Source organism: Sandaracinus amylolyticus (assembly GCF_000737325.1).
In the GTDB taxonomy this organism is placed as follows: Bacteria; Myxococcota_A; Polyangia; order Polyangiales; family Sandaracinaceae; genus Sandaracinus; species Sandaracinus amylolyticus.
This window is the reverse complement of record NZ_CP011125.1, coordinates 8,614,438-8,631,095: the sequence shown is the minus strand read 5'-3', so window position 1 is coordinate 8,631,095 and position 16,658 is coordinate 8,614,438. Positions and strand designations below refer to the sequence as shown.

General features: G+C 61.4%; 5 protein-coding genes, 4 tRNA genes and 6 rRNA genes. 13 read left to right on the top strand and 2 right to left on the bottom strand.

The window, feature by feature from the left end; translation table 11 throughout:
- Positions 1-20 precede the first annotated feature (20 nt).
- Positions 21-1,478 (top strand): oxidoreductase, encoded by a 1,458-nt coding sequence (locus DB32_RS36325; RefSeq protein ID WP_053237240.1) that lies wholly within the window; start codon positions 21-23, stop codon positions 1,476-1,478.
- Here DB32_RS36325 and DB32_RS36320 read toward each other — a convergent pair whose 3' ends face one another.
- On the bottom strand, positions 1,479-2,615 hold the full coding sequence (locus tag DB32_RS36320) for an SDR family oxidoreductase (RefSeq protein ID WP_053237239.1): 1,137 nt from the start codon (positions 2,613-2,615) through the stop codon (positions 1,479-1,481).
- Positions 2,612-3,229, bottom strand: a complete 618-nt coding sequence (gene coaE, locus DB32_RS36315; RefSeq protein WP_053237238.1) for a dephospho-CoA kinase — start codon at positions 3,227-3,229, stop codon at positions 2,612-2,614. Before coaE ends, DB32_RS36320 begins: the two co-directional genes overlap by 4 nt.
- 68 nt (positions 3,230-3,297) lie before the next feature.
- On the opposite strand from coaE, the gene dtd reads away from it, so the two are divergent.
- From dtd to rrf (DB32_RS36255), 12 genes are all read left to right on the top strand, one after another.
- Entirely contained in the window at positions 3,298-3,747 is a 450-nt protein-coding gene (gene dtd, locus DB32_RS36310) for a D-aminoacyl-tRNA deacylase (protein ID WP_053237237.1), read from the top strand.
- Positions 3,748-4,806, top strand: coding sequence for an arginine N-succinyltransferase (locus DB32_RS36305; protein WP_083458229.1), 1,059 nt, complete (start codon positions 3,748-3,750; stop codon positions 4,804-4,806). It abuts the gene before it with no gap.
- A 603-nt stretch (positions 4,807-5,409) separates the two neighbouring features.
- Positions 5,410-6,966 (top strand): 16S ribosomal RNA (locus tag DB32_RS36300).
- Between the two features lie 180 nt (positions 6,967-7,146).
- A tRNA-Ile gene (locus tag DB32_RS36295) sits at positions 7,147-7,220 on the top strand.
- Between the two features lie 43 nt (positions 7,221-7,263).
- Positions 7,264-7,336, top strand: a tRNA-Ala gene (locus DB32_RS36290).
- A gap of 247 nt (positions 7,337-7,583) precedes the next feature.
- Positions 7,584-10,543 (top strand): 23S ribosomal RNA (locus DB32_RS36285).
- Positions 10,544-10,672: 129 nt separating this feature from the next.
- Positions 10,673-10,789 (top strand): 5S ribosomal RNA (gene rrf, locus DB32_RS36280).
- Between the two features lie 487 nt (positions 10,790-11,276).
- Positions 11,277-12,833 (top strand): 16S ribosomal RNA (locus DB32_RS36275).
- Positions 12,834-13,013: 180 nt separating this feature from the next.
- A tRNA-Ile gene (locus DB32_RS36270) sits at positions 13,014-13,087 on the top strand.
- A 43-nt stretch (positions 13,088-13,130) separates the two neighbouring features.
- Positions 13,131-13,203, top strand: a tRNA-Ala gene (locus DB32_RS36265).
- 247 nt (positions 13,204-13,450) lie between these two features.
- Positions 13,451-16,410: ribosomal RNA gene (locus DB32_RS36260) — 23S ribosomal RNA — on the top strand.
- A gap of 129 nt (positions 16,411-16,539) precedes the next feature.
- Positions 16,540-16,656: ribosomal RNA gene (rrf, locus tag DB32_RS36255) — 5S ribosomal RNA — on the top strand.
- Together the 16S, 23S and 5S rRNA genes with 4 tRNA genes alongside form the textbook arrangement of a ribosomal RNA operon.
- The last annotated feature ends 2 nt before the right edge of the window (positions 16,657-16,658 follow it).

Below are 16,658 nucleotides of genomic sequence, written 5' to 3'. Positions count from 1 at the left end.
CCATACCGTCCTCGCCTCGCATGCCCGCGCCCCGCGCCCGCGAAGACAAGCGGCTCCTCCGCCTCCTGCCCGTCGAACGCTGGCCCACCGAGGACGAAGCGCGACGCTCGCGCTGGCTCTCCCCGGTGCGCATCGGCCCGATCGAGGCGCACGAGCGCACGTGGATCCCCGCGATGGTCCCGTGGCGCGCCACCGAGGACGGCTTCGTCACCGAGAACGTGATCGGCTGGTACCGGCGCTTCGCGGAGAGCGCGCCCGGCGTGATCGTCGTCGAAGCGACGGGCATCCGCGACGTGCCGAGCGGACCGCTGCTGCGCATCGGCCACGATCGATTCGTGCCCGGGCTGCGTCGCCTCACCGAGGCAGTGCGCGACGCATCGCGCGGGCGCACCCGCTTGTTCCTGCAGATCATCGACTTCCTCGCGATCAAGCGCCGCCCGCCGCGCGAGAAGTTCCTCGAGCGCTTCCTCGTGATCGACGACGCGCTCCGCGCGCGCGTTCCGGGCGCGAGCGATTCCGAGATCCGCGCGTTCCTCCTCGCGCAGGACGACGACGCGCTCCGCGACTATCTATCCCCGCGCGATCACGAGTCGCTCACGATCGGCCATCGCGAGCGCGTCACCGACACGCACCTCCCGCACATCCGCGATCTGCCGCGCACGATCCCGCCGCTCTTCGCCGATGCGGCGCGCCGCGCGCGCGAAGCAGGGTTCGATGGAGTCGAGCTGCACTACGCGCACGCGTACACGATGTCGTCGTTCCTCTCGCGCCTGAACGATCGCGCGGACGGATACGGCGGCCCCCGCGAGCACCGCGTGCGCCTTCCGCTCGAGACCTACCGCGCAGTGCGCGACGCCGTCGGCCCCGACTACGTCGTCGGCGCGCGCTTCCTCGGCGACGACGTGGTCGAGGGCGGCTCACGCATCGACGACGCGACCTTCTTCGCCCTCGAATTCGCCCGTGCCGGCATGGACTTCCTGAGCATCAGCAAGGGCGGCCGGTTCGAGGACGCGAAACAACCGAAGGTCGGCGAGGCCGCGTATCCCTACACCGGCCCGAGCGGCCACGAGTGCATGCCCACCGTGCACAGCGGCCCGCCCGGCCCGTTCGGTCGCAACGTCCTGCTCGCCGCGACGATCCGCCGCGCGCTGCGCGATCACGATCTCACCACGCCGATCGTCACCGCGGGCGGCATCGCGACCTTCGATCAAGCCGAGTCCATCCTCGCGCGCGGCGACGCGGACATCGTCGCGATGGCGCGCCAGGCGCTCGCCGATCCCGACTTCTTCGAGAAGCTCCGGCGCGGCCGCGGCGACGACATCCGTCGCTGCCTCTTCACGAATTACTGCGAGGCGCTCGACCAATCGCACAAGGAGGTCACGTGCCAGCGCTGGGATCGCGAGTCCCTCGACGACACGACACCTCGCAGCGCCGACGGCAAGCGCCGCCTGCTCGCGCCGCCGTGGGTCGCATCCTGATCACTGCAGCGGATCGCTCGCCTCGTCCTCGCCTTCGATCTCGAAGCTGTCGGGCCGACGCTGTCGCTTCGCGCTCTGCTGCGCGCGCACGTAGCTCACCATCACGTCGACGTACGACTCGAACCCCGGGCACTTGATCCCCTTGGGATCCAGCAATTCCCGCGCGCCGCGATCGTCGTACACGACCTCGGTCGCGAGCTGCTCGAGGAACGCGCGCGGCACGTGCGCGAATCGCTCGAGCCCCGGCGTACGCAACAGCGCGGTCGCGAGGTTCGTCGGCAAGAACCCGCGCGGCAGCGGACGCCCCGCGGCCTGCGCGATCAGCTCGAACACCCGTCGCGCCGACTGCGGCGTCGGATCCACGAGATGGAACGTGCGCCCCACGCTGCGCGCGTCGTTCGCGATGGCCCACCCCGCATCGACCACGTAGTCGATCGGCACGAGGTTGAGCGGCACGTCCCCGCGCCCCGGCAGCGGCACCCGCAGATCCACGGGCGAGCTCAGCATCAAGAGCACGAGCAGATACGGCCCTTCGAAGCGATCGATCTCGCCGGTCACCGAGTCGCCCACGAGGATCGCGGGCCGCAGGATCGTCGTGCGCAGCCCACGCTGCATCGCTGCGCGCACGAGCTGCTCGCCCTTGAAGCGCATCTCCTCGACGACGTTGCGGAACCCCTCGGGCGCCTGCAGCTCGTCCTCGAGCACGTACCCGCGACGCCCACCGCTCACCAGCGCGCTCGACCAATGCACGAGCCGTTCGAGCTTCTTCGCCTCGCGCGCGAGCTCGAGCACCTCGCGCACTCCGTCGACGTTCACGCGTTGCGCGACATCGCGCGCCACCCCGAGGTACGTCGCCGCCGCGCAGTGATGGATGACCTGCACCTCTTGCGCGAGCGCCACGTGCTCCTTCCCCGAGAGCCCCATGTCCATCGACGCGACGTCGCCCTCGAGCAGCGTCACGCGCTCGCGATCGCGCACCGGAAGCGCGCTCACGATCTCCTGCGCGCGCTCCCAGAACTTCTCCTGCACGACGCAGCGCACCTGCGCGCTGCGCTCCTCCGCGAGGATCTTCCGCACCATCCGCGTGGCCAGGAAGCTCGTCGGAAACCCCGTCACCAGCGTGACTCGCCCCGTCATCGTCCCATCCCCCCGAATCGCGCGAGCAGCGCGTGATGCACCTCGTCGGTGCGCGCGCGCAGCGCCGCGAGATCTCCATCGTTCCAGATCACGTGATCCGCGACCGCGATCTTCTGCTCGAGCGGAAGCTGCGCCGCGAGCCGCGCCCTCGCTGCGTCTTGGTCGAGCGCATCGCGCGCCGTCACGCGCGCGACCTGGACCTCCGCGCTCGCCGCGACCACCACGAGCGCCTGCATCATCCGGTACGACCCGTTCTCCACGAGCAGCGCCGCTTCGTAGATCCCGTACACGTCCCCGCGCTGCGCCAACGCCGCGAGCTCGCTCATGCTGCGCGCCGCGATCCGCGGATGCGTGATCGCCTCGAGCGCTTTCCGCTTCTCCGCGTCCGCGAACACGATCGCGCCGACCTTCTTCCGATCGAGCGACCCGTCCTCCGCGAGCACGTCCTCGCCGAAGACGCGCACCACCTCGGCGAGCCCCTCGCTCCCTTTCGCGACGACCTCGCGCGCGACGAGGTCCGCATCGACCACGTGCACGCCCAGCTCGCGGAAGATGCGCCCCACCGTGCTCTTCCCCGACGCGATCCCGCCCGTCAGCCCCACGATCGCCGTCATCTCGCCTCCCGCTCTACCCGCGGCGACCTTCCTTTCGCAAGCCGTCCGTCGTAGCGTCCGCGTTCTCCATGCGAGCCGTCGCACAACGCGTCGCGCGCGCCGAGGTCGAGGTCGACGGCGAGATCGTCGGACGCATCGATCGCGGCCTCCTCGTGTACCTCGGAGCCGCGAAGGAGGACGCCGAGCCCGACGTCGACTACGTCGCCGGAAAGCTCGCGAACCTGCGCGTCTTCGAAGACGACGAAGGCAAGATGTCGCGCTCCGTGCTCGACGTCGGCGGTGCCGTCCTCGTCGTCTCGCAGTTCACGCTCTTCGGCGACGTACGCCGCGGCCGTCGCCCGTCGTTCGACGACGCCGCACCGCCCGATCTCGCGCGCCTTCGCTACGAAGAAGTCTGTACGCGCCTTCGCGCGATGGGCCTCCGCGTCGAGACCGGCCGCTTCCGCGCCCACATGGACGTGCGCTCCCAGGTCGACGGCCCCGTCACCATCCTGATCGACAGTCGAAAGCTCTTCTGAATGACGACGACCGACCCTCGTGTCCGCTACGAGATCCGCGCCGCCACCCGCGCCGACAAGGCCGAGATCCTCGAGCTCGCGCGCTTCCTCGACTCGGTGAACCTCCCGAACGACGAAGCGACGATCGAGGAGATCCTCGAGCACAGCGAGCAGTCCTTCACGGGCGAGATCGGCGATCCACGCCGCCGCAACTACGTCTTCGTGCTGCGCGATCTCGAGCAGAAGCGCGCGGTCGGCACGTCGATGGTGATCGCGCAGCTCGGCCGAAAAGACGCGCCGTACATCTACTTCGACGTGCACGTCGAGGAGCGCTACTCGGCCACGCTCGACAAGCACTTCGCGCATCAAGTGCTCTCGATCGGCTACTCGTACAACGGCCCGACCGAGATCGGCGGCCTCGTGGTGCACCCCGCGGTGCGCCGCAGCCCGGAGCGCCTCGGGATGCTCATCTCGTACGTGCGCTTCTTGTGGATCGCGCAGCACCGCGACGACTTCCAGGACCGCGTCCTCGCCGAGCTCCTCCCGCCGCTCGAGCCCGACGGCACCTCCCACCTCTGGGAGTCGGTCGGCCGCCACTTCACGGGCCTGACCTACCGTGAGGCAGATCGCCTCTCCAAGCGGAACAAGGAATTCATCCGCGGCCTGTTCCCGGACGGCGACATCTACGCCTCGCTGCTCCGCCCCGAAGCGCAGGACGTGATCGGCAAGGTCGGCCCGCAGACCCGCGGCGTCGAGAAGCTCCTGCGCCGCATCGGCTTCCGCTACTGGAACCGCGTCGATCCGTTCGACGGCGGCCCGCACTTCATCGCGCAGACCGACGAGGTCCTGCTCGTCCAGCGGACGCGGGGCGCGCGCCTCCTCCGTGGCACCACCGACCCGCTTCCCGGCGCAAAAGCCCTGATCGCGCGCGAGCACGATGTCGCCCCGCATTTCCACGCGGTCCCGTCGCACTTCCAGCTCGCCCCGGAGGGCGCCGGTCAGGTCGTGCTCCCGGAGGAGACCTGCCGCCATCTCGGTTTGCGCCCTGGGGACGAAATCGCGCTGCTCCCGCTCGACTGAGGCGCCCGAAAATCCCGCGCGCGGATCGCGCCCCGAGCGGTCCGCGAGCCCCCGCACCCGGCGGAAAGGTCTCGAAAATCCCGGGTGCCGCGAAAGAAAATACTCCGAAGCTCGGATCGGATTTGACAGCCCGGAGGCCGATGCTAGATCGGGCCTCCCTCGCGACGGCGACGCCCTGAAAAGCGGACCCGAAGCGGCGCTGAAAAAAGAACCGAACGAACTTGACAGGTGCCGCGAGACAGATAGTCTCCGCCGCCCTGACCGGGAAAAAGCCAAGTGCTTCCCCGGTGGTTCGCTTCCCCGGTCCTGAACCGGCGGCGAAAAAAAGTTCTGGACGTAGCAGCGACGATCCGCTACGCTCCTCAGCCCGAGTCGAAACGGCGAAAGCCTGACGGCGAAGGCACTCTGACTCGCAGCTCACCAGACTGAGCAGCAGGTCGGATCGGTCTCTGAAAACTGAATCGGAAGACTCCGCGTGATCACGGGTCCCGCGAATCATCCACGGATGATTCGCAGGTCGAGATCGAAGTCGAGCAACGAACTCTAAGGAGTTCAGGACTCGCTCAACAGTTAGGCGTTCTCTTCGGAGAGTGCCGCCAAATTCAACTGGAGAGTTTGATCCTGGCTCAGAGCGAACGTTAGCGGCGGGCTTAACACATGCAAGTCGAACGCGAAAGGGATTCGTCCCCGGTAGCGTGGCGTCCGGGTGAGTAACACGTAGGGAATCTACCCTCGAGCGGGGGATAACGTTCCGAAAGGAACGCTAATACCGCATAAGACCACGGCAGCTCTGGCTGCTGAGGTCAAAGATGGCCTCTGTATACAAGCTATCACTCGAGGATGGCCCTGCGGCGCATCAGCTAGTTGGTGGGGTAACGGCCTACCAAGGCGAAGACGCGTAGCTGGTCTGAGAGGATGATCAGCCACACTGGCACTGAAACACGGGCCAGACTCCTACGGGAGGCAGCAGTGGGGAATATTGGTCAATGGGCGCAAGCCTGAACCAGCCACGCCGCGTGAGTGATGAAGGCCTTCGGGTTGTAAAGCTCTGTGGGGAGGGAAGAAAACGGCCAGTAAGAAACGACTGGTCCTTGACGGTACCTCCTTAGCAAGCACCGGCTAACTCTGTGCCAGCAGCCGCGGTAATACAGAGGGTGCGAACGTTGCTCGGAATTACTGGGCGTAAAGCGCGTGTAGGCGGGACCGCAAGTCAGATGTGAAATCCCCGGGCTCAACTCGGGAACTGCATCTGAAACTGCGGACCTTGAGTACTGGAGAGGGCGGCGGAATTCCTGGTGTAGAGGTGAAATTCGTAGATATCAGGAGGAACACCGGTGGCGAAGGCGGCCGCCTGGACAGTCACTGACGCTGAGACGCGAAAGCGTGGGGAGCAAACAGGATTAGATACCCTGGTAGTCCACGCTGTAAACGATGGGTGCTAGGTGTCTCGGGTATTGACCCCTGAGGTGCCGTAGCTAACGCGTTAAGCACCCCGCCTGGGAAGTACGGTCGCAAGACTAAAACTCAAAGGAATTGACGGGGGCCCGCACAAGCGGTGGAGCATGTGGTTTAATTCGACGCAACGCGCAGAACCTTACCCGGGCTAGAAAAACACGGAACCCTTTAGAAATAGAGGGGTGCTCGCAAGAGAGCCGTGGTCCAGGTGCTGCATGGCTGTCGTCAGCTCGTGTCGTGAGATGTTGGGTTAAGTCCCGCAACGAGCGCAACCCTTGTCCTTAGTTGCCATCAGTTCGGCTGGGCACTCTAAGGAGACTGCCGGCGTCAAGCCGGAGGAAGGTGGGGATGACGTCAAGTCCTCATGGCCCTTATGTCCGGGGCTACACACGTGCTACAATGGTCGGTACAGAACGCAGCTAACCCGCGAGGGGGCGCTAATCGGCAAAAGCCGACCTCAGTACGGATTGCAGTCTGCAACTCGACTGCATGAAGCTGGAATCGCTAGTAATCGCTGATCAGCAGGCAGCGGTGAATACGTTCCCGGGCCTTGTACACACCGCCCGTCACACCATGGGAGTCGACTGCTCCAGAAGTGGCTGAGCTAACCCGCAAGGGAAGCAGGTCCCCAAGGAGTGGTCGGTAACTGGGGTGAAGTCGTAACAAGGTAGCCGTAGGGGAACCTGCGGCTGGATCACCTCCTTTCTAAGGAGCGAATGCTTCGTGTCTCTGATGCGAAGCCAGCTCGGTCAAACCCGTGAGCGTCGAACTGGTTTCGACGGAACGCCGGAGTCCATCCGATTCAGTTTTCAGCAACTGATCCGACAGGGTCGGTTCTTTGAAGGCTGCTGTCTCTCCTTCCGAGGAGGGGCCCTCCCAACCCGAGGGGCTATAGCTCAGGTGGTTAGAGCGCACCCCTGATAAGGGTGAGGTCGTTAGTTCGAGTCTAACTAGCCCCACTCTCTTCCCTCAGGGCGAGCTCGAGCCAGCAGTTCCACACACGGGGCTGTAGCTCAGCTGGGAGAGCACCGGCTTTGCAAGCCGGGGGTCACCGGTTCGAACCCGGTCAGCTCCAAATCTGCCGAATCAGCCGTCGGCAGCGAGTCTTCTGATTCGTCAGTGCTCATGAGCATCGAGCTCGTGGTCACCGACGAGGCGCAAGCCTCGAGTTCTCTGAAAATCGAATAGGAAGCGTAGATTCCGTAATCGCGAGAATGGCGCGAGGACGGGGTGAGCGCGAGTTGTCGTGCAGACGTGTGCGTCTGTCCGGAAGCTCTTGCGACGAACCCTGGTCTCGAGTCACGACGCGTGCCTTAGGGATAGGTCAAGCTACAAAGGGCGCGTGGTGGATGCCTAGGCGATGGGAGGCGAAGAAGGACGTGGACAGCTGCGAAAAGCTCCGGGGAGCCGCTAACAGGCATTGATCCGGAGATCTCCGAATCGGGCAACCGAGCACCGTAAGGTGTTAGTCATCGAGTGAACACATAGCTCGATGGCGGCCAACCCAGGGAACTGAAACATCTCAGTACCTGGTGGAAAAGAAATCAACCGAGATTCCCCTAGTAGTGGCGAGCGAACGGGGACGAGCCTAAACCGGGTGACGCAAGTCATTCGGGGTTGTAGGGCTCACGACATGGGAGAGCGGAGGCTAGTCGAACGGTCTGGAAAGGCCGGCCATAGAAGGTGACAGCCCTGTATGCGAAAGCTGAAGCTCCCCTAGTGAGTACCTGAGTACCGCAGGACACGAGCAATCCGGCGGGAATCTGGGGGGACCATCCTCCAAGGCTAAATACTACCCATCGACCGATAGTGCACAAGTACCGTGAGGGAAAGGTGAAAAGAACCCCGGCAAGGGGAGTGAAATAGTACCTGAAACCGCGCGTCTACAAGCAGTGGAAGCACTATGCCGCAAGGAATGTGCGACCGCGTACCTTTTGCATAATGGGCCTGCGAGTTACGTTTCGTCGCAAGGTTAAGCCGCTAGGTGAAGCCGTAGGGAAACCGAGTCCTCACAGGGCGACATAGTGGCGGGACGTAGACCCGAAACTGAGTGATCTATCCATGGCCAGGTTGAAGGGAGGGTAACACCTCCTGGAGGACCGAACCCACTAACGTTGAAAAGTTAGGGGATGAGCTGTGGATGGGAGTGAAAGGCTAATCAAACTCAGAGATAGCTGGTTCTCCCCGAAATATATTGAGGTATAGCCTCGGACGAACTCCACCGGAGGTAGAGCACTGGATGGGCTAGGGGTCCTACCAGATTACCAAACCCAACCAAACTCCGAATGCCGGTGAGAGCTATCCGGGAGACAGGCTGCGGGTGATAAGGTCCGTAGCCGAGAGGGAAAGAGCCCAGATCGACAGCTAAGGTCCCAAAGTCCAGGCTAAGTGTCAAAGGATGTGGGAGCGCTCAGACAGCCAGGAGGTTGGCTTAGAAGCAGCCATCCTTTAAAGAAAGCGTAATAGCTCACTGGTCGAGCGAGCCTGCGCCGAAAATACAACGGGGCTAAGTCTGGCACCGAAGCTTCGGGCTTCTTCGGAAGCGGTAGGGGAGTACTCTCAAGCAGATACACGGCGTACCGGCAAGGAGCGCTATCGGGCTTGAGAGGAGCTTATGCAGGCATGAGTAGCGATAAACAGAGTGAGAAACTCTGTCGCCGTAAGCCCAAGGTTTCCTGGGGAAGGATAATCCTCCCATGGGTTAGTCGGACCCTAAGCCGAGGCCGAAAGGCGTAGGTGATGGGAAGCAGGTTAATATTCCTGCACCACTAGGGATGACGTCGAAGCAAGCAGGGACGGAGAAGGATATGCCGAGCCAGCCGTTCGGTCGTGCTGGTTCAAGCGCGTAGGAGGATCCTGTAGGAGGCAACAGCCACAAACGCAGGGTCAACTCCGAGACGTGATGAGGTGAGCCTTCGGGCTCAGAACTCGGTGATTCCATGCTCCCGAGAAAAGCTGCGTGCAGAGTCCCTCTAGTGTCCGTACCGCAAACCGACTCAGGTGGGCGGGGTGAGTATCCCAAGGCGCGTGAGAGAACGCTGGCTAAGGAACTCGGCAAAATAGCACCGTAACTTCGGGAGAAGGTGTGCCCGCGGCGGTGAGAGGACTTGCTCCTCGAGCTGCTACGGGTCGCAGTGAAGCGGGGGTTGCGACTGTTTACTAAAAACACAGGACTCTGCGAACTCGCAAGAGGACGTATAGGGTCTGACGCCTGCCCGGTGCTGGAAGGTTAAGGGGAGGAGTTAGCCGTAAGGCGAAGCTCCGAACCGAAGCCCCAGTAAACGGCGGCCGTAACTATAACGGTCCTAAGGTAGCGAAATTCCTTGTCGGGTAAGTTCCGACCTGCACGAATGGCGTAACGACATCCCCACTGTCTCGGCCAGCGACTCAGCGAAATTGTATCGGGGGTGAAGATACCCTCTACCCGCGGCAAGACGGAAAGACCCCATGAACCTTTACTGCAACTTGACAGTGAGGCTCGGGACAGTCTGCGTAGGATAGGTGGGAGGCTTTGAAGTCGGGGTTCCGGCCTCGATGGAGCCAACGTTGAAATACCACCCTGGCTGTTCTGGGCTTCTAACCGACACCCGTCATCCGGGTGCGGGACACTGTCTGGTGGGCAGTTTGACTGGGGCGGTCGCCTCCCAAAAGGTAACGGAGGCGCGCGAAGGTACCCTCAGGCTGATTGGAAACCAGCCGTAGAGTGCAAACGCAAAAGGGTGCTTAACTGTGAGAGGGACACCTCGAACAGGTGCGAAAGCAGGCGTTAGTGATCCGGTGGTCCCGCATGGAAGGGCCATCGCTCATCGGACAAAAGGTACTCTGGGGATAACAGGCTGATCGCGCCTGAGAGTTCATATCGGCGGCGCGGTTTGGCACCTCGATGTCGGCTCATCGCATCCTGGGGCTGGAGCAGGTCCCAAGGGTTTGGCTGTTCGCCAATTAAAGCGGTACGCGAGCTGGGTTTAGAACGTCGTGAGACAGTTCGGTCCCTATCTGCCGTGGGCGCAGGATACTTGAGAGGAGCTGTTCATAGTACGAGAGGACCTGAACGGACGCACCTCTAGTGTTCCGGTTGTCACGCCAGTGGCATAGCCGGGTAGCTATGTGCGGAACGGATAACCGCTGAAAGCATCTAAGCGGGAAGCCGGCCTCAAGACCAGGTATCCCGGGCCGCAAGGCCCCTGAAGGCCCCTCGAAGACCACGAGGTAATAGGCGGGGTGTGGAAGCGCAGCAATGCGTGGAGCTGACCCGTACTAATCGGCCGTGCGGCTTGACCTACCTCTAAGGCAAACGTCAGATTCGAGGTCAGGGTTGGGAGTAAGAGCAGTCCGCTACTTCAGCGGAGCTCGCCCGACCCGACACTCGCACCAACAACGCGAATCGGTTCGGGATCACGCTTCCACATTTTCCGGTGGCAACGTCGGAGGGGCCATACCCGATCCCATCCCGAACTCGGAAGTCAAGCCCTCCAGAGCCGATGGTACTGCTCGCGTGAGTGAGTGGGAGAGTAGGACGCCGCCGGGTCTTCTTCGAAGCCCCGTGCTGCCCAGCGCAGCACGGGGCTTCTCCTATTTGTGCGAACCTGCCGACGCAGGGCGCTTCCTATTCGTGCAAGCCCGGCAGTTCAGGGTACGCACTTCGGACTTGACGGCGCGGTAGACCGCGCTACAGTCCGCGCCCTTCTGGCTCCGGCCAGAAGCCAGCAAAGCAGGCCAGAGGCCGCGAGCTGGTGGGTGAAAAAAGTTCTTGACGACGCTGGGTGAGTCCGCTAGGTTCCCCAGCCCCGAAACGGAGAGCGGTCGTCGCAACCGCGGTGCTCAGGCGCTGCGCAGACGAGCTCGAAGGTCGGATCGGTCTCTGAAAACTGAATCGGAAGACTCCGCGTGATCACGGGTCCCGCGAATCATCCACGGATGATTCGCAGGTCGAGATCGAAGTCGAGCAACGAACTCTAAGGAGTTCAGGACTCGCTCAACAGTTAGGCGTTCTCTTCGGAGAGTGCCGCCGAATTCAACTGGAGAGTTTGATCCTGGCTCAGAGCGAACGTTGGCGGCGGGCTTAACACATGCAAGTCGAACGCGAAAGGGATTCGTCCCCGGTAGCGTGGCGTCCGGGTGAGTAACACGTAGGGAATCTACCCTCGAGCGGGGGATAACGTTCCGAAAGGAACGCTAATACCGCATAAGACCACGGCAGCTCTGGCTGCTGAGGTCAAAGATGGCCTCTGTATACAAGCTATCACTCGAGGATGGCCCTGCGGCGCATCAGCTAGTTGGTGGGGTAACGGCCTACCAAGGCGAAGACGCGTAGCTGGTCTGAGAGGATGATCAGCCACACTGGCACTGAAACACGGGCCAGACTCCTACGGGAGGCAGCAGTGGGGAATATTGGTCAATGGGCGCAAGCCTGAACCAGCCACGCCGCGTGAGTGATGAAGGCCTTCGGGTTGTAAAGCTCTGTGGGGAGGGAAGAAAACGGCCAGTAAGAAACGACTGGTCCTTGACGGTACCTCCTTAGCAAGCACCGGCTAACTCTGTGCCAGCAGCCGCGGTAATACAGAGGGTGCGAACGTTGCTCGGAATTACTGGGCGTAAAGCGCGTGTAGGCGGGACCGCAAGTCAGATGTGAAATCCCCGGGCTCAACTCGGGAACTGCATCTGAAACTGCGGACCTTGAGTACTGGAGAGGGCGGCGGAATTCCTGGTGTAGAGGTGAAATTCGTAGATATCAGGAGGAACACCGGTGGCGAAGGCGGCCGCCTGGACAGTCACTGACGCTGAGACGCGAAAGCGTGGGGAGCAAACAGGATTAGATACCCTGGTAGTCCACGCTGTAAACGATGGGTGCTAGGTGTCTCGGGTATTGACCCCTGAGGTGCCGTAGCTAACGCGTTAAGCACCCCGCCTGGGAAGTACGGTCGCAAGACTAAAACTCAAAGGAATTGACGGGGGCCCGCACAAGCGGTGGAGCATGTGGTTTAATTCGACGCAACGCGCAGAACCTTACCCGGGCTAGAAAAACACGGAACCCTTTAGAAATAGAGGGGTGCTCGCAAGAGAGCCGTGGTCCAGGTGCTGCATGGCTGTCGTCAGCTCGTGTCGTGAGATGTTGGGTTAAGTCCCGCAACGAGCGCAACCCTTGTCCTTAGTTGCCATCAGTTCGGCTGGGCACTCTAAGGAGACTGCCGGCGTCAAGCCGGAGGAAGGTGGGGATGACGTCAAGTCCTCATGGCCCTTATGTCCGGGGCTACACACGTGCTACAATGGTCGGTACAGAACGCAGCTAACCCGCGAGGGGGCGCTAATCGGCAAAAGCCGACCTCAGTACGGATTGCAGTCTGCAACTCGACTGCATGAAGCTGGAATCGCTAGTAATCGCTGATCAGCAGGCAGCGGTGAATACGTTCCCGGGCCTTGTACACACCGCCCGTCACACCATGGGAGTCGACTGCTCCAGAAGTGGCTGAGCTAACCCGCAAGGGAAGCAGGTCCCCAAGGAGTGGTCGGTAACTGGGGTGAAGTCGTAACAAGGTAGCCGTAGGGGAACCTGCGGCTGGATCACCTCCTTTCTAAGGAGCGAATGCTTCGTGTCTCTGATGCGAAGCCAGCTCGGTCAAACCCGTGAGCGTCGAACTGGTTTCGACGGAACGCCGGAGTCCATCCGATTCAGTTTTCAGCAACTGATCCGACAGGGTCGGTTCTTTGAAGGCTGCTGTCTCTCCTTCCGAGGAGGGGCCCTCCCAACCCGAGGGGCTATAGCTCAGGTGGTTAGAGCGCACCCCTGATAAGGGTGAGGTCGTTAGTTCGAGTCTAACTAGCCCCACTCTCTTCCCTCAGGGCGAGCTCGAGCCAGCAGTTCCACATACGGGGCTGTAGCTCAGCTGGGAGAGCACCGGCTTTGCAAGCCGGGGGTCACCGGTTCGAACCCGGTCAGCTCCAAATCTGCCGAATCAGCCGTCGGCAGCGAGTCTTCTGATTCGTCAGTGCTCATGAGCATCGAGCTCGTGGTCACCGACGAGGCGCAAGCCTCGAGTTCTCTGAAAATCGAATAGGAAGCGTAGATTCCGTAATCGCGAGAATGGCGCGAGGACGGGGTGAGCGCGAGTTGTCGTGCAGACGTGTGCGTCTGTCCGGAAGCTCTTGCGACGAACCCTGGTCTCGAGTCACGACGCGTGCCTTAGGGATAGGTCAAGCTACAAAGGGCGCGTGGTGGATGCCTAGGCGATGGGAGGCGAAGAAGGACGTGGACAGCTGCGAAAAGCTCCGGGGAGCCGCTAACAGGCATTGATCCGGAGATCTCCGAATCGGGCAACCGAGCACCGTAAGGTGTTAGTCATCGAGTGAACACATAGCTCGATGGCGGCCAACCCAGGGAACTGAAACATCTCAGTACCTGGTGGAAAAGAAATCAACCGAGATTCCCCTAGTAGTGGCGAGCGAACGGGGACGAGCCTAAACCGGGTGACGCAAGTCATTCGGGGTTGTAGGGCTCACGACATGGGAGAGCGGAGGCTAGTCGAACGGTCTGGAAAGGCCGGCCATAGAAGGTGACAGCCCTGTATGCGAAAGCTGAAGCTCCCCTAGTGAGTACCTGAGTACCGCAGGACACGAGCAATCCGGCGGGAATCTGGGGGGACCATCCTCCAAGGCTAAATACTACCCATCGACCGATAGTGCACAAGTACCGTGAGGGAAAGGTGAAAAGAACCCCGGCAAGGGGAGTGAAATAGTACCTGAAACCGCGCGTCTACAAGCAGTGGAAGCACTATGCCGCAAGGAATGTGCGACCGCGTACCTTTTGCATAATGGGCCTGCGAGTTACGTTTCGTCGCAAGGTTAAGCCGCTAGGTGAAGCCGTAGGGAAACCGAGTCCTCACAGGGCGACATAGTGGCGGGACGTAGACCCGAAACTGAGTGATCTATCCATGGCCAGGTTGAAGGGAGGGTAACACCTCCTGGAGGACCGAACCCACTAACGTTGAAAAGTTAGGGGATGAGCTGTGGATGGGAGTGAAAGGCTAATCAAACTCAGAGATAGCTGGTTCTCCCCGAAATATATTGAGGTATAGCCTCGGACGAACTCCACCGGAGGTAGAGCACTGGATGGGCTAGGGGTCCTACCAGATTACCAAACCCAACCAAACTCCGAATGCCGGTGAGAGCTATCCGGGAGACAGGCTGCGGGTGATAAGGTCCGTAGCCGAGAGGGAAAGAGCCCAGATCGACAGCTAAGGTCCCAAAGTCCAGGCTAAGTGTCAAAGGATGTGGGAGCGCTCAGACAGCCAGGAGGTTGGCTTAGAAGCAGCCATCCTTTAAAGAAAGCGTAATAGCTCACTGGTCGAGCGAGCCTGCGCCGAAAATACAACGGGGCTAAGTCTGGCACCGAAGCTTCGGGCTTCTTCGGAAGCGGTAGGGGAGTACTCTCAAGCAGATACACGGCGTACCGGCAAGGAGCGCTATCGGGCTTGAGAGGAGCTTATGCAGGCATGAGTAGCGATAAACAGAGTGAGAAACTCTGTCGCCGTAAGCCCAAGGTTTCCTGGGGAAGGATAATCCTCCCATGGGTTAGTCGGACCCTAAGCCGAGGCCGAAAGGCGTAGGTGATGGGAAGCAGGTTAATATTCCTGCACCACTAGGGATGACGTCGAAGCAAGCAGGGACGGAGAAGGATATGCCGAGCCAGCCGTTCGGTCGTGCTGGTTCAAGCGCGTAGGAGGATCCTGTAGGAGGCAACAGCCACAAACGCAGGGTCAACTCCGAGACGTGATGAGGTGAGCCTTCGGGCTCAGAACTCGGTGATTCCATGCTCCCGAGAAAAGCTGCGTGCAGAGTCCCTCTAGTGTCCGTACCGCAAACCGACTCAGGTGGGCGGGGTGAGTATCCCAAGGCGCGTGAGAGAACGCTGGCTAAGGAACTCGGCAAAATAGCACCGTAACTTCGGGAGAAGGTGTGCCCGCGGCGGTGAGAGGACTTGCTCCTCGAGCTGCTACGGGTCGCAGTGAAGCGGGGGTTGCGACTGTTTACTAAAAACACAGGACTCTGCGAACTCGCAAGAGGACGTATAGGGTCTGACGCCTGCCCGGTGCTGGAAGGTTAAGGGGAGGAGTTAGCCGTAAGGCGAAGCTCCGAACCGAAGCCCCAGTAAACGGCGGCCGTAACTATAACGGTCCTAAGGTAGCGAAATTCCTTGTCGGGTAAGTTCCGACCTGCACGAATGGCGTAACGACATCCCCACTGTCTCGGCCAGCGACTCAGCGAAATTGTATCGGGGGTGAAGATACCCTCTACCCGCGGCAAGACGGAAAGACCCCATGAACCTTTACTGCAACTTGACAGTGAGGCTCGGGACAGTCTGCGTAGGATAGGTGGGAGGCTTTGAAGTCGGGGTTCCGGCCTCGATGGAGCCAACGTTGAAATACCACCCTGGCTGTTCTGGGCTTCTAACCGACACCCGTCATCCGGGTGCGGGACACTGTCTGGTGGGCAGTTTGACTGGGGCGGTCGCCTCCCAAAAGGTAACGGAGGCGCGCGAAGGTACCCTCAGGCTGATTGGAAACCAGCCGTAGAGTGCAAACGCAAAAGGGTGCTTAACTGTGAGAGGGACACCTCGAACAGGTGCGAAAGCAGGCGTTAGTGATCCGGTGGTCCCGCATGGAAGGGCCATCGCTCATCGGACAAAAGGTACTCTGGGGATAACAGGCTGATCGCGCCTGAGAGTTCATATCGGCGGCGCGGTTTGGCACCTCGATGTCGGCTCATCGCATCCTGGGGCTGGAGCAGGTCCCAAGGGTTTGGCTGTTCGCCAATTAAAGCGGTACGCGAGCTGGGTTTAGAACGTCGTGAGACAGTTCGGTCCCTATCTGCCGTGGGCGCAGGATACTTGAGAGGAGCTGTTCATAGTACGAGAGGACCTGAACGGACGCACCTCTAGTGTTCCGGTTGTCACGCCAGTGGCATAGCCGGGTAGCTATGTGCGGAACGGATAACCGCTGAAAGCATCTAAGCGGGAAGCCGGCCTCAAGACCAGGTATCCCGGGCCGCAAGGCCCCTGAAGGCCCCTCGAAGACCACGAGGTAATAGGCGGGGTGTGGAAGCGCAGCAATGCGTGGAGCTGACCCGTACTAATCGGCCGTGCGGCTTGACCTACCTCTAAGGCAAACGTCAGATTCGAGGTCAGGGTTGGGAGTAAGAGCAGTCCGCTACTTCAGCGGAGCTCGCCCGACCCGACACTCGCACCAACAACGCGAATCGGTTCGGGATCACGCTTCCACATTTTCCGGTGGCAACGTCGGAGGGGCCATACCCGATCCCATCCCGAACTCGGAAGTCAAGCCCTCCAGAGCCGATGGTACTGCTCGCGTGAGTGAGTGGGAGAGTAGGACGCCGCCGGGTCT